The organism is Streptomyces sp. NPDC058619 (assembly GCF_042717785.1).
Lineage (GTDB): Bacteria > Actinomycetota > Actinomycetes > Streptomycetales > Streptomycetaceae > Streptomyces.
The window spans coordinates 1-13,489 of sequence record NZ_JBHXQN010000097.1 but is presented as its reverse complement, the minus strand read 5'-3'; the positions used below and the strand labels follow the sequence as shown (position 1 = coordinate 13,489).

Annotated in this window: 12 protein-coding genes; 8 read left to right on the top strand and 4 right to left on the bottom strand. The window is 71.3% G+C overall.

From position 1 onward, the window contains the following. Positions 1-1,202 precede the first annotated feature (1,202 nt). From ACFWTC_RS37335 to phoU, 3 genes are all read right to left on the bottom strand, one after another. Positions 1,203-1,424 carry a YozE family protein gene (locus ACFWTC_RS37335; RefSeq protein WP_384030390.1) on the bottom strand — a complete coding sequence of 74 codons (222 nt, stop codon included), beginning with the start codon at positions 1,422-1,424 and terminating at the stop codon, positions 1,203-1,205. Positions 1,425-2,315: 891 nt separating this feature from the next. Further along, positions 2,316-2,465 carry a hypothetical protein gene (locus ACFWTC_RS37330; RefSeq protein WP_167344738.1) on the bottom strand — a complete coding sequence of 50 codons (150 nt, stop codon included), beginning with the start codon at positions 2,463-2,465 and terminating at the stop codon, positions 2,316-2,318. 200 nt (positions 2,466-2,665) lie between these two features. After that, a complete protein-coding gene (gene phoU / locus ACFWTC_RS37325; RefSeq protein ID WP_383918359.1) occupies positions 2,666-3,343 on the bottom strand; it encodes a phosphate signaling complex protein PhoU in 678 nt (225 codons plus the stop codon). A 215-nt stretch (positions 3,344-3,558) separates the two neighbouring features. Here phoU and ACFWTC_RS37320 point away from each other — a divergent pair, with 215 nt between their 5' ends. Continuing rightward, complete coding sequence (locus ACFWTC_RS37320; RefSeq protein ID WP_383918361.1) at positions 3,559-4,830, top strand: sensor histidine kinase; 1,272 nt, start codon at positions 3,559-3,561, stop codon at positions 4,828-4,830. Continuing rightward, complete coding sequence (locus tag ACFWTC_RS37315; RefSeq protein WP_030009598.1) at positions 4,827-5,507, top strand: response regulator transcription factor; 681 nt, start codon at positions 4,827-4,829, stop codon at positions 5,505-5,507. Before ACFWTC_RS37320 ends, ACFWTC_RS37315 begins: the two co-directional genes overlap by 4 nt. Before the next feature lie 106 nt (positions 5,508-5,613). Here ACFWTC_RS37315 and ACFWTC_RS37310 read toward each other — a convergent pair whose 3' ends face one another. After that, positions 5,614-6,291: a DUF461 domain-containing protein gene (locus ACFWTC_RS37310; protein WP_383918364.1), complete on the bottom strand. Its 678-nt coding sequence runs from the start codon at positions 6,289-6,291 to the stop codon at positions 5,614-5,616. Between the two features lie 622 nt (positions 6,292-6,913). Here ACFWTC_RS37310 and ACFWTC_RS37305 point away from each other — a divergent pair. From ACFWTC_RS37305 to ACFWTC_RS37280, 6 genes are all read left to right on the top strand, one after another. Continuing rightward, complete coding sequence (locus tag ACFWTC_RS37305; protein ID WP_003953493.1) at positions 6,914-7,396, top strand: CarD family transcriptional regulator; 483 nt, start codon at positions 6,914-6,916, stop codon at positions 7,394-7,396. A gap of 311 nt (positions 7,397-7,707) precedes the next feature. Then, positions 7,708-8,454 carry a 2-C-methyl-D-erythritol 4-phosphate cytidylyltransferase gene (gene ispD / locus ACFWTC_RS37300; protein ID WP_383918367.1) on the top strand — a complete coding sequence of 249 codons (747 nt, stop codon included), beginning with the start codon at positions 7,708-7,710 and terminating at the stop codon, positions 8,452-8,454. A 136-nt stretch (positions 8,455-8,590) separates the two neighbouring features. Then, positions 8,591-9,070, top strand: coding sequence for a 2-C-methyl-D-erythritol 2,4-cyclodiphosphate synthase (gene ispF, locus ACFWTC_RS37295; RefSeq protein ID WP_383918422.1), 480 nt, complete (start codon positions 8,591-8,593; stop codon positions 9,068-9,070). A 105-nt stretch (positions 9,071-9,175) separates the two neighbouring features. Beyond that, complete coding sequence (gene cysS / locus ACFWTC_RS37290; RefSeq protein ID WP_383918370.1) at positions 9,176-10,576, top strand: cysteine--tRNA ligase; 1,401 nt, start codon at positions 9,176-9,178, stop codon at positions 10,574-10,576. 95 nt (positions 10,577-10,671) lie between these two features. Beyond that, a complete protein-coding gene (rlmB, locus tag ACFWTC_RS37285) occupies positions 10,672-11,643 on the top strand; it encodes a 23S rRNA (guanosine(2251)-2'-O)-methyltransferase RlmB (RefSeq protein ID WP_383918373.1) in 972 nt (323 codons plus the stop codon). 177 nt (positions 11,644-11,820) lie between these two features. Then, on the top strand, positions 11,821-13,353 hold the full coding sequence (locus tag ACFWTC_RS37280) for a DoxX family membrane protein (protein WP_383918376.1): 1,533 nt from the start codon (positions 11,821-11,823) through the stop codon (positions 13,351-13,353). The last annotated feature ends 136 nt before the right edge of the window (positions 13,354-13,489 follow it).

Genomic DNA, 13,489 nt, shown 5'->3' with positions numbered 1-13,489 from the left:
AGCTACAGACCCTCCTCGCGACATGGACCGGCGTCTGCCCCACCTGCCACCGCGACATACCCACACCAGCCCCAACCTGACCAAGCCCTACTAGGACTGGTGCTAGACCTAGCGCCACCTGTTGCTAGACCTAGCACCTGTTTCCAGGGCTCTGCGAGCGAGAGAAGGAGCTAGAAGGAGCGGCCTTCGGCCGCCGACCCCTGGCAGCTCGCTGCGCTCGCGCTCGCCGCTCAGTGGGGCATGGCCGTGTGGGCGACTGGCGGGACGTCATGGGTGTGACGCCCCGCGTCACGCCTCGTTGCGCGTGACGGCCTGGCTGGCCTCGGTGCCCTGGACCTGCGTGACTCTGGCGTCACGGCTACCGTGACGCCCGTGACGCCGAGCCCCCTTCCGATGCGCCGTGGGGCGGTTACCGGTTACCGGTTACAGGTCGCGTGGACGCCGGTTCGCGCTGTTCAGGGCGGGAAGGGGCGGTGTCGTCGGCCTGTAACCGGTAACCGGTAACCGGTAACCGCGTCCGATGTGTTTGACCGTTTTGATCTCCCTGCCGTCGCCCGCTGGCAGCCGTGTGGAAGAGACCACCTGGCCGCGCCTTGGTGGCCTCTTCGTCTCGCTGCCGCGCCGAGTGGGTGGCGTAGCGTCCGCAGTGGCTTTCCCTCGGGGCAGCTTTGACCTGCGGTGATGCTCTTAGTCGGGGGTGGGTGCTGCGGACGCTGCGGACACTGTCGGACGCTGGCCAATTCTCTTAGCGTCCGCACGATTCGTGCAGGTCAGAGTAGAGCGAGAGCGTCCAGCGGACGCTGCGGACACTGTCTTCCCTCAACTCTCTAGGACGGCAGGTGCCCAAGGCTAAGAGCTGCATGTCTCCCGTGGCGCCGACGGCTCTTCAGGTGGCTGCGGCCGTCTTCTCTGAAGAGCCGTCGTTGCCTGCGACTGGAGAGGCCTTCCAAGGGCGCGGGCGCCCCCACCCGCCCTCTTGGAAGGCCCCCTCCCACGCGGCTCTTCTACTGGGTAGTGGGGTGCCCGCCCCACTACCCAGTAGGCCCCCCACTAGAGCTTGCGGGGGCCTTCAACAGCCCGTTTCTACTGGGGACCCCACTACCCACTACCCAGTAGGCGCCCAGGTTGGCCGGCAACTTCCCGCAGCCACAGGCAAGAGGAGCACCCCCGGCGTCGGCGGGGGTGCTCCTCTTGCCTGTGCATCACCGCTCCTGCTGAGCCTCGTAGAGCTCCCACGCACGTTCCAGGGTCTCCACCGCAGCCGGGATCGCGCCCCGCTCCTCCAGATACTCCCGTTGGCCGCTGAGCTGCCGCCGACTTGGCCAGTCGGAATCGGCAGCGACATCACGCGCCAAGTCACCGATCGCGCTCTGATCCTTCGCGTGCGTCTTCAACCACGATGTGAAGCCCTGGGTTCGACTCATTTCGACATCGTTCCACCACCGCGTCGGCGCGGTGGGGAAACGGCGATCCCCAAGCCCCCTGAAGCGCTCCTCTTTGGAAGGCCCGAGTGCGAACCCGGTAGCCGCCACGTTCCCGGAGTCGCGCCGGCCGGGGCGCCGATGGGACGCCGCCCGGAGGGCGGTTCTTCCTGTCCTTGTCGCTTGTCGCTTGTCGCTTGTCGCTTGTCGCCTTAAGCCCCAACTGCTGTCCGGTGCCATGCCGCTCAGCCGTGACCTGGGGAAACAAGGACGACAAGCGACAAGCGACAAGACAAGCGACAAGCCGCCACGTGGGAGTTGGAAAGGCAGGCCGGCAGCGGCCGGGGCCCCATTCCTGGGCCCTCTCTGGGCCCTGCGAGGGTGGCCGGGGGTGACGGACAACGACCAACGATGACCGCTCGGCAGCAGGTCAGGCGGGGTGCGTGGGCCTCTGACCAGGGCAGGAAAACGGGCCCGCCAGACCCAGGGCAAGAAGAAGTAATCAGAGCGACCGAGCCCCCGGCCTGCGCACACGGCGCAGGTCGGGGGCTCCTCTCTGCCCGGGCCCACGGCGGGCATTGACCGGGGCGGGACACTGGACCGGTGATCCGACCGGCGCACGCGCCGTCCTCGCCCCGGGGCAGCGGCCGATCACGGGGAGCTCCGGAAGCGGCACGTGAGAGAGGGACGGGAGCGGCGGGAGGGAAAGGAACGGCGGAGGAAGGGAAGGGCGGGGGCGGCCGGAGTCGAACCGGCGTCCTCGCCGTGTTGGAGGCCGCGCGCGACCACCTCTGCGCTACGACCCCGCCCCCGCCGCATCCTAGGGGGCGCGCAGAGGCCCTGTCCCGGGGGTGCCGGGGCGGGGCCCTGTACGCGTCGAACCGGGCGGGCGGCTCAGCCGCCGCACTGGCACGGGGCGCCGGACTGGCACCCGCAGCCGCAGCCCGAGCCGCAGCCGCAGGCGGCGAGCAGCGGCAGCCGCAGCGGCTCCGGCCTCGGCGGCTGCTCCTGTTCCGGGGTGATGGGGACGGGGGAATCGGGCATGGTTCCTCCTCGCAGGCGGCGTACGGGACTTCGCACGACGGACCGCCTTCGCCTCATTCATGCCCAGCCGCACCGGCGCGTCAACGGCGCATTGGGTCGAGGCCCCGCAAAGCCCGTACGCCGGGACCGCCGGGACCGCCAGGACCGTCGGGACCGCCAAGGCCGCCGGGACACGGCCCGTCCGCCCTACGGCAGCCCGGTCAGACGCCCTCGACGGCCGTCGGCGGCTGGAGCTCGTCCGCGTGCTCGCCCGTCACCAGGTAGACGACCCGCTTCGCCACCGACACCGCGTGGTCCGCGAAGCGCTCGTAGTACCGGCCCAGCAGCGTCACGTCCACCGCCGTCTCGATGCCGTGCTTCCACCGGTCGTCCATCAGGTGCTGGAACAGCGTGCGGTGCAGCTGGTCCATCTCGTCGTCGTCCTGCTCCAGCTGGAGCGCCAGGTCGACGTCCTTCGTGATGATCACCTCGGCGGCCTTCGCCATCAGCCGCTGCGCCAGCTGCCCCATCTCCAGGATGGTGGCGTGCAGGTCCCGCGGGACCGCCGTGTCCGGGAAGCGCAGCCGGGCCAGCTTCGCCACGTGCTGCGCCAGGTCGCCGGAGCGCTCCAGGTCGGCGCTCATCCGCAGCGAGGTCACCACGATGCGCAGGTCGGTGGCGACCGGCTGCTGGCGGGCGAGCAGCGCGATGGCGCGGGCCTCCAGGTCGTGCTGGAGGTCGTCGACCTTCTGGTCGCCGGCGATCACGCTCTCGGCGAGCTTCAGGTCGGCGTCGAGCATGGACGTCGTGGCCCGCCCGATCGCGGAACCGACCAGCCGGGCCATTTCGACCAGGCTCTCGCCGATCGAGTCCAGTTCCTCGTGGTACGCGTCACGCATGTCTGGTGTCCCTCTCTTGACCTACTGCGCTACTGCCCGGGGGCCGGGCCGGGGCGGCCTCTTGCCCCACGTTGACACGGTGGGCCGCAAACGCGTCCGACTCCGGCACCGCAAGTGAATCAACTCCGTCGCCAGAGTGAACTCTGGGCGACGAGTGTTCGAGGTGCCACCCGAACGGCTGTGGAAGTGTCGTTCTGCCTGCTTAACCTGGATGCATGGACGTGAACGCGGCGGTCGCCGCAGCTGCAGCGATAGCCGGTCTTTGCACCGGTGTCATCGCCATGCTGGCGTTCCGCTGGAGCGAGCGCGACCAAGCCCGCCCCACCAGGAGCTCCATGCGCCCCGACATCAACGCGGTACTCCCTCCCGGAGTGGACACCGTCCTCTCCGTGCTCCGCTCATCCGCCGTCGTACTGGACGAGGGCGACGCCGTCGTCAAGGCCAGTTCGGCGGCCTACGCCCTCGGGCTGGTCCGCGGCGGCAAGCTCGCCGTGGAGCCCATGCTGCACATGGCCCGCGACACCCGCCGGGACGGCGAGATACGCCAGGTCGAGCTCGACCTGCCCCGGCGCGGCACCGGCCGCGGCGAGGCCCTCGCGGTCTCGGCGCGCGTGGCCCCGCTGGGGTCCCGCCTCGTGCTCCTCCTGGTCGAGGACCTCACGGAGGCCCGCCGCATCGAAGCCGTACGCCGCGACTTCGTCGCGAACGTCTCCCACGAGCTCAAGACGCCGGTCGGCGCGATCTCCCTGCTCTCCGAGGCGGTCATGGACGCCTCGGACGACCCCGAGGCGGTCAGCCGCTTCGCGGGCCGCATGCAGATCGAGTCCACCCGGCTGATCAACCTCGTCCAGGAGCTCATCGACCTCTCCCGGGTGCAGAACGACGACCCGCTGGAGGACGCCGAGCCGATGCGCGTGGACACCCTGGTGGCGGAGGCCATAGACCGCTGCCGCCACACGGCGACCTCCAAACAGATCACCATGGCCGCCGGCGGCACCGCCGACCTGCGCGTCTGGGGGAACCGCGGCCAGCTCGCGGCCGCCCTGGGAAACCTGGTGGAAAACGCCGTCAACTACAGTCCCGCCCGCACCCGCGTCGGCATCGCCGCGCGCCGGGTGACCTCGCCGGGTGGAGACTTGATCGAGATAGCCGTGACCGACCAGGGCATCGGCATCCCGGAAAAGGACCGCGAGCGCATCTTCGAGCGCTTCTACCGCGTGGACCCGGCCCGCTCCCGCGCCACGGGAGGTACGGGCCTCGGCCTCGCGATCGTGAAGCACGTGGCGGCCTCGCACGGCGGGGAGGTGTCGGTCTGGAGCTCCGAGGGCCAGGGCTCCACGTTCACCCTGCGGCTGCCCGAGGCGGCCGCATCCGAGACGGCCGCGCCCGACCCGACGGCGGCCCCCGCATCCGCCCCACCGCTGCACGCCGCAGCACCCGCACCGCACACCGCACCAGCCATCCCTGCCCCGGAGGTCCTTCCGTGACCCGAGTGCTCGTCGTCGAGGATGAGGAATCCTTCAGCGACGCCCTGTCCTACATGCTCCGCAAGGAGGGCTTCGAGGTCGCGATCGCCGCGACGGGGCCCGACGGACTGGACGAGTTCGAGCGCAACGGCGCCGACCTCGTCCTCCTCGACCTGATGCTCCCCGGCCTGCCCGGCACGGAGGTCTGCCGGCAGCTGCGCGGTCGCTCCAACGTCCCCGTGATCATGGTGACGGCGAAGGACAGCGAGATCGACAAGGTCGTCGGGCTGGAGATAGGAGCCGACGACTACGTCACCAAGCCGTTCTCCTCGCGGGAGCTGGTCGCCCGCATCCGCGCGGTCCTGCGCCGCCGCGGCGAGCCGGAGGAGGTCACCCCGGCGGCCCTGGAGGCCGGTCCCGTACGGATGGACGTCGACCGCCACGTGGTCACCGTCTCCGGCGGGAAGGTGGACCTCCCGCTGAAGGAGTTCGACCTGCTGGAGATGCTGCTGCGCAACGCGGGCCGCGTACTGACCCGCATGCAGCTGATCGACCGGGTCTGGGGCGCAGACTACGTGGGCGACACCAAGACCCTCGACGTCCACGTCAAGCGGCTGCGCGCCAAGATCGAGCCGGACCCGGGCGCGCCGCGCTACCTGGTGACGGTCCGCGGCCTGGGCTACAAGTTCGAGCCGTAGGCCGCGAGCGGCCCGTAGTGGGCCGTCCTCCTTACGGGTGTACGGGAAGGGCCCCCAGCCGCAGGTGCGGCTGGGGGCCCTTCCCGTACGGGTACGGTTCCGCGGCTCAGTGACCCGCGGCGTGCGAGGCGGAGCCCGACGCGGAGCCCGAGGGGGAGGAGCCGGCCGCGCCGCCCGTGGCACCCGCGGAGGGGCTGCCGGAGGGCGAGCCCGACGGGGAGCCGGAAGCGGAACCGGACGGCGTGACGCCGGAGGCCGGGGCGCCGGTCGGGCCGAAGCCCGCGTACATGCCGGTGTTGGGGACCACGAAGGCCTCCAGCTCGACGTCGCCCGTGCTGCTCAGCTGGAAGACGACCTGCTGGACGTCGCCGTCCGTGACCGCCTCGGAGCCCGCGCCCTGCTCGATCTGCGCGGAGGCGTTGCCCTTCCCGCCCAGGATCACGGAGCCGCCGGCTGGCACGGTCACCTTGCCGGCGCCCCCTGCCGCCTTCAGCACGACCTTGGCCTTGCCACCCGGGAGGGTGATGCCGTCGAGGGTCTGTGCCTTGGTGCCGGAGTTGAAGACCGTGGCCGAGACGGCGGCCGCGGTGTTCTTCTTGTCCTTCTCGCCCTGGGTGATGACCAGAGCGTTCTGGATCTTGATCTCGCCCTTGGTGACGGCGGCGTTGTCCGGCTTGATCTGCAGGGTCTCAGCGTTGTTGCCCGCACTGCATGCAGCCAGCGAGGCGATCGAGAACACGACGGCGGTGGCGGCGAGGGCGCCGCGTCGAAGGCTGCGGCTCACGGCGGCGGCATCTCCTTGGACGAACGGAAGGGGAGGGTGGGCGCTCGGAACGGCCGAGGTGAGGCCGCTCTAAGGGTGTGTCAGCGCGCTTAGGTTACCGAGCCGCCGCCCCGCCCCCGCACCCGACCCTCCGCAGCGCGGCCCCGCGCTGCGGCAGGCCCGGCGATCTTGCATTCCGTCCCGGCGGTTCCCCCGGTGTTCCCCCGGCCTTCCCCCGTCGATCATGTCGACGATCACGCGGGGCCCGCATATCGCGTGCCGGTCGCCCGGTGATCAATTCCGGATTCCTTCGAACGCCACCCCGTGATCAATTCCGGATTGGGCCGGAACCCGCTGGATGCGGGGCCCGCCAGTCGAACGGAGTAGTTCGTTTTCCGACCTCCGAACGCCGCAAAACGGGACGTACGTCACTCCGTCGGAGCTGCCGGACGGGTGTAGCGTGACCCTTTCGCCTGGTCCGTACAGCGCCCCCGACCTGCGGATACCCCCTTCCCGAGCCCTTCCGCAGCACGTTCGCATCGCTGTTGTCAAGCCCCGAGAGGTGCCCTGACCTGCGAAAACGCCATTCATAACAGTCAGTTCTCGTGTTACCCTGGATAGCCACGGAAGGGGTACCTGTCACATGACGTTCAAGGTTGGCGACACCGTGGTCTATCCCCATCACGGGGCCGCGCTGATCGAGGCCATTGAGACTCGCCAGATCAAAGGCGTGGACAAGACCTACTTGGTGCTCAAGGTCGCCCAGGGCGACCTGACTGTTCGTGTACCTGCGGACAATGCGGAGTTCGTCGGTGTGCGCGACGTAGTCGGCCAGGACGGGCTGGACCGGGTCTTCGAGGTGCTTCGCGCACCGTACGCAGAAGAGCCGACGAACTGGTCCCGACGCTACAAGGCAAATCTGGAGAAGCTCGCTTCTGGCGATGTCATCAAGGTCGCTGAGGTAGTGCGTGACCTGTGGCGTCGTGAGCGCGAGCGCGGACTCTCCGCGGGTGAGAAGCGCATGCTCGCGAAGGCACGCCAGATCCTGGTCAGCGAGCTCGCGCTCGCAGAGAACACGAACGAGGACAAGGCCGAGGCCCTCCTCGACGAGGTCCTCGCGTCCTGACGCGAGTATCCCGTTCCTCTGATCTGAGTACATCAGAACAGTGTTCGCACAGTTGTGCCGCGGTGCCCGTTGACAAGGCCCCTCCTCCACGAGGGACCTGTTGCCGGGCGCTGCGGCATGTCTGCGTCCGCACCGTCCGGCGTACTCCTGGCACCGTACTGAAACCCTGACTCCACCGGTGTACCGGGTCCGGGCAGCCGGTTCGACCGGTCGTCACGGAAGGGGCGAGGGCGTCGCACCCGGCACACCACCCAGGGCCATACCCATGTCGGCCGAAGCCACAAACCTGGCTGCGCAACCCGGAGTTACCGATGTCTGACGAAACGCGACCGCACCGCACCGCCGCGGTGATCCCCGCCGCCGGACGGGGGGTACGCCTGGGCCCCGGCGCCCCCAAGGCCCTGCGGGCACTGGGCGGCACCCCGATGCTGATCCACGCCGTCCGGGCGATGGCCCGCTCCCGGGCGGTCTCCCTGGTGGTCGTCGTGGCCCCCGCCGACGGCGCCGCCGAGGTGCGCCTCCTGCTCGACGAGCACCCGCTGCCCGACCGCGCCGAGGTCCTCGTCGTCCCCGGCGGGGAGACCCGCCAGGAGTCCGTGCGCGCCGGCCTCCAGGCGCTGCCGGCCGACGTCACCTCCGTACTCATCCACGACGCGGCCCGGCCGCTGGTCCCCGTGGACACCGTCGACTCCGTCGTGGAGGCGGTCCGCGACGGCGCGCCCGCCGTGGTGCCCGCGATGCCGCTGGCCGACACCGTCAAGGAGGTCGAGCCAGGCAGGCCGGGCGAGCCCGAGCCGGTCGTCTCCACCCCCGACCGGGCCCGGCTGCGCGCCGTCCAGACCCCGCAGGGCTTCGACGTCGCCACCCTCCTGAGGGCGCACGCCGAGATCCCCGTCGACGGGGAGGGCGCCACCGACGACGCCGGCATGGTGGAGCGGCTCGGCGTCACCGTCGTGGTCGTCCCCGGCCACGAAGAGGCATTCAAGGTCACCCGCCCCCTCGACCTCGTCCTCGCCGAGGCCGTACTCGCCCGCAGGAGGGCCACCGATGCGTACTAGTCCCGAAGGACCGGCAGGACCGGCAGGACCGGCAGGACCGGCAGGACCGGCTGGCACGGCAGGCACGGCAGGCCGACCGAGCCCGGCAGGCCACGACGGCCCCCGGTCCGGGTCCGGGGCCGCCGCGCAGGCCCCGCTGCTCCCGCTCGTCGGCATCGGCACCGACGTGCACGCCTTCGAGACCGGCCGCGACCTGTGGTGCGCCGGGCTGCTGTGGCCGGGGGAGACGGGCCTCGCCGGGCACTCCGACGGCGACGTCGCCGCGCACGCCGCCTGTGACGCCCTGTTCTCGGCGGCCGGCGCCGGCGACCTCGGCGCGCACTTCGGCACGTCCCGCCCCGAGTGGTCGGGCGCCTCGGGCACCACCCTGCTCGCCGAGGCCGCCCGCATCGTCCGCGCCGAGGGCTTCGAGATCGGCAACATCGCCGTCCAGGTGATCGGCGTGCGCCCCAAGGTCGGCAAACGGCGCGAAGAGGCGCAGAAGGCGCTCTCGACCGCCGCGGGCGCCCCCGTGTCGGTCTCCGGCACCACCACCGACGGCCTCGGCCTCACCGGCCGGGCCGAAGGCCTCGCCGCCCTCGCCACGGCCCTCGTGTACCGGACGAATCGGGCCTAGTACGTCCTCCGCCCGCGCCGCCGCCGACACCGCTTCGGCAACAAACCCGCCCCGCGCCCCGAAAGGGTCGCGGGGCACTGCTATGGGCGCACTACCCTGGATGCCGTGACTCTTCGCCTGTACGACACCAGCGCCCGGCAGATCCGTGACTTCACCCCGCTCACAGCGGACTGTGTCTCGATCTACCTCTGTGGCGCCACGGTGCAGGCCGCCCCGCACATCGGGCACATCCGGTCGGGCCTCAACTTCGACATGATGCGCCGCTGGTTCGAGTACCGGGGCTACGAGGTCACCTTCGTCCGCAACGTCACCGACATCGACGACAAGATCATCGCGAAGTCGGCCGAGCAGCGCCGCCCCTGGTGGTCCATCGGCTACGAGAACGAGCGGGCCTTCAACGACGGCTACGCCGCCCTCGGCTGCCTCCCGCCCACCTACGAGCCCCGCGCCACCGGCCACGTCACCGAGATGGTCGAGATGATGCGCGGGCTCATCGAGCGCGGTCACGCCTACGAGTCCGAGGGCAACGTCTACTTCGACGTGAAGTCGTACCCCGGCTACCTCTCGCTGTCCCGCCAGGACCTCGACAACATCCGCCAGCCGGAGAGCACCGGCGAGACCGGCAAGCGCGACGCCCGCGACTTCGCCATGTGGAAGTCCGTCAAGCCCGGCGAGCCCTCCTGGGAGACCCCCTGGGGCCGCGGCCGTCCCGGCTGGCACCTGGAGTGCTCCGCCATGGCGCACAAGTACCTCGGCGAGGCCTTCGACATCCACGGCGGCGGCCTGGACCTGATCTTCCCGCACCACGAGAACGAGATCGCGCAGGCCAAGGCCTTCGGCGACGAGTTCGCTAAGTACTGGGTCCACAACGCCTGGGTCACCATGTCCGGCGAGAAGATGTCCAAGTCCCTCGGGAACTCGGTCCTCGTCTCCGAGATGGTCAAGCAGTGGCGCCCGATCGTCCTGCGCTACTACCTCGGCACCCCGCACTACCGGTCGATGATCGAGTACAGCGAGGAGGCCCTGCGCGAGGCGGAGTCCGCCTTCGCCCGGATCGAGGGCTTCTACCAGCGCGTGGTGGAGAAGGCCGGGAAGGCCGTCGAGCCCGCCGCCGAGGTCCCGCCCGCGTTCGCGGAGGCCATGGACGACGACCTGGGCGTCCCGCAGGCGCTCGCCATCGTCCACACCACGGTCCGACAGGGCAACAGCGCCCTCGCGGCCGACGACAAGGAAGCGGCCATCGCGCGCCTGTCCGAGGTGCGGGCCATGCTCGGCGTCCTCGGCCTGGACCCGCTCGACCCGCACTGGGCCGGCGAGGTCGACCGGGGCGAGGACCTGCACGGCGCTGTCGACACCCTCGTACGCCTCGTTCTGGAGCAGCGGGAATCGGCCCGGGCCCGCAAGGACTGGGCCACCGCCGACGCCATCCGCGACCAGCTCCAGCAGTCCGGCCTGGTCATCGAGGACAGCCCCACCGGACCCCGCTGGACGCTCGGCCCCCGCTGAGTCCACCGGAGCAGTCCGACTGTGCCGCCCGGCCCCCCGGGCGGCACACTCTTCATACGTACACACCGCAGCATCAACGAAAACAGGTAGAAGTCATGGCCGGGAACAGCCAGCGCAGGAACCGCCGCACGTCCAACAAGAAGGGCGCGACGGTCGGCAGCGGTGGCCAGCGGCGCAAGGCCCTGGAAGGCAAGGGCCCCACCCCCAAGGCCGAGGACCGCAAGAAGCACAAGGCGAACCGCATCAGCAACGCGATGGCCCGGCAGGCCGCCAAGCGCCGCCCGGCCCCGCGCCGCGGCGGTCCCAAGGGCACCAGCGAGATGGTCGTCGGCCGCAACCCGGTCTTCGAGGCGCTGCGCGACGGTGTTCCGGCCACCACGCTCTACGTCCAGCAGTTCATCGACAACGACGAGCGCGTCCGCGAGGCCCTCCAGCTCGCGGCCGAGCGCGGCAACATCAACCTGATGGAAGCCCCGCGCCCCGAGCTCGACCGCATGACGAACGGGCTCAACCACCAGGGCATGGTCCTCCAGGTCCCGCCGTACGAGTACGCGCACCCGGATGACCTCACCGCCGCCGCGTACGACAACGGCGAGGACCCGCTCATCGTCGCCCTCGACGGCGTCACCGACCCGCGCAACCTCGGTGCGATCGTCCGCTCCGTCTCCGCCTTCGGCGGCCACGGCGTGGTCATCCCCGAGCGCCGCGCCGCCGGCATGACCGCGGGCGCCTGGAAGTCGTCGGCCGGTACCGCCGCGCGCACCCCGGTCTCCCGCGTCACCAACCTGACGCGCGCCATCCAGGAGTACAAGAAGGCGGGCATCACCGTCGTCGGCCTCGCCGCCGAGGGCACGCACACCGTGAACGACCTGGAGGCGCTCGGCGGCCCGGTCGTCATCGTCGTCGGCTCCGAGGGCAAGGGCCTCGGCCGCCTCGTCGGCGAGAACTGCGACTACCTGGTGCGCATCCCGATGCCGGGCGGCGCCGAGTCCCTCAACGCCGGTGTCGCCGCCGGCGTCGTGCTGTACGAGGCCGCCCGCCGCCGCGCCGACCGCGGCCGCGTCTGATCCGCGGGACCGGCCCGACCGGCCCGAACGGCCCGACGGCTTGATCCACTTGGCCCACGGAAAGTGACCCGTGAGCGTGTCACCCCGCCCGTTACGGGCGGGGTGGCTTGATCTTGACGGGTCTCGGACAGATCCCTGACGTCAAGGCAGTGTCCTAAACACTGATCACTCGGTTAGATGAGTGTGGACACCAGAACGTCAGGGTTCGACGACCAGCCCGCGCTGAGCATGGTCAAGGTGCCGTGCGATCCCGCACAGGTCATCGTCAACCACGCCAGCTTCCGCGTGCGGCTCGCACCGAGCCCGAGCGCGCGTTCCAAGCCCGCGAACGCCCCCGGCCGCGCACCCGTCCTCGGCGGCGCCGTGGTCGCGGCGGCCGGAGCCACCCGCCGCCGGGCCCCCGTCGTGTGGAGCGGCAAGGCGGCTCCCGGCGACGCGGCCGCCATGGGGGGACTCCTCCAGGCGGTGCGGGAGGCCGGGCGCGGCCACGACGAGTACGACGGCGGCACCACCCAGACCATCCCGCGGGTGGACCTGGCCCAGGACCTCGCCGACGCCACGCTCGCCAAGCCGACCGTCATCGGCCAGCGCAGCTACGGGGACCCGGACGAGACGCGACCGCTGGCCGCCGTACGGGACCTGCCGTACGGGCAGCCGCCGGTCGGCGCCGGGCCCGGGACGGACTCCCGGCGGTCCGCCGACAGCCGCGGGCAGGCCTCGTACTACCCGGGCCGCCGCATGAACCTCGGCGTCGTGCTGCTCCCCCTGCGCGTCTTCCTCGGGTTCATCTCCATCTACGCCGGCATGGGCAAGCTGTGCGATCCCGTCTACTTCGACGGCGGCGAGCGCGGCTCCATGGTGACCTGGCTGCACACCCTGCACCCGTGGGCGCTGGCCGAGCCGCTGCGCGACTTCGCGCTCGCGCACCCGGTCGGCGCCGGTCTGAGCGTCGCGTTCCTCCAGGTCATCGTCGGCGTGCTCACCGTGTTCGGCCTGTGGCAGCGGTTCGCCGCGAGCTTCGGGGCGCTGCTCTCCGCCGCGCTGCTGATGACGGTGAGCTGGAAGACGGTTCCCGCGTACGACGCGCCCGACATCATCTACCTCGCCGCCTGGAGCCCGCTGATCATCGCCGGCGCCCCGGTCTACTCCCTCGACGGGCGGCTCGCGGGCGAGGCCTGGCGCACCCTCGGGCCGCGCTCCGAGGTCTGGCAGCTGCGGCGGCGGGTCCTGCGCCGGGGGGCCGTCATGGCCACCGTCGTCTGCGGGCTCACCCTCCTCATCGGCTCGCTCCTCGGCGGGGCCGTCCGCTCCAGCACCGTGGTCACCGTCCCGGGGCCGGGCGAGCCGCCGAGCAACTACCTGCCGGGCCAGCCGCTCCCCAAGGCGCCCGTCCGGCAGCAGCCGACGCAGCAGCCCACCAGGGCGCCGGCCAAGCCGTCCGCCACCGCCTCCGAACCGGCCGCCAAGTCCGGCCGGAGCGCGAGCGGCGAGCCCGCCCGGGAGACCGCCGGAACCGGAACCGGGTCCAAGTCGCCCTCCGCGACGAAGGGCGCGACCGGCCGGCAGCAGACCCCGCGCAGCACGCCGCGGCAGACCACCCCGCAGAAGCCGCCGTCCTCCTCCTCGGGGAGCAGCGGCGGGGCCGCCGGCGGGACCGGCGGGAGCCCTCCGCCGAAGAAGCCCGGCCTGGTCGGCGGCCTCCTCGGCTGAGCCCGGCCGGACGGTTGCGTTCGGGGGCCCGGCACGCTGTCGCGGACGCTGTTGGTTTATTCGGGCCCGTGCGTGACGTCGGCTCCCAAGACCTGGTTGTGGTCTTGGGAGCCGGCGTTGTCGTATGGGGTGGGTG

Coding starts and splice junctions, on each gene's coding strand:
- rlmB (WP_383918373.1), top strand. CDS start 10,672: ATGGCCGGGAACAGCCAGCGCAGGAACCGCCGCACGTCCAACAAGAAG.
- ACFWTC_RS37320 (WP_383918361.1), top strand. CDS start 3,559: ATGGACGTGAACGCGGCGGTCGCCGCAGCTGCAGCGATAGCCGGTCTT.
- ACFWTC_RS37335 (WP_384030390.1), bottom strand. CDS start 1,424: ATGAGTCGAACCCAGGGCTTCACATCGTGGTTGAAGACGCACGCGAAG.
- ACFWTC_RS37305 (WP_003953493.1), top strand. CDS start 6,914: ATGACGTTCAAGGTTGGCGACACCGTGGTCTATCCCCATCACGGGGCC.
- ACFWTC_RS37280 (WP_383918376.1), top strand. CDS start 11,821: ATGAGTGTGGACACCAGAACGTCAGGGTTCGACGACCAGCCCGCGCTG.
- phoU (WP_383918359.1), bottom strand. CDS start 3,343: ATGCGTGACGCGTACCACGAGGAACTGGACTCGATCGGCGAGAGCCTG.
- ispD (WP_383918367.1), top strand. CDS start 7,708: ATGTCTGACGAAACGCGACCGCACCGCACCGCCGCGGTGATCCCCGCC.
- ACFWTC_RS37330 (WP_167344738.1), bottom strand. CDS start 2,465: ATGCCCGATTCCCCCGTCCCCATCACCCCGGAACAGGAGCAGCCGCCG.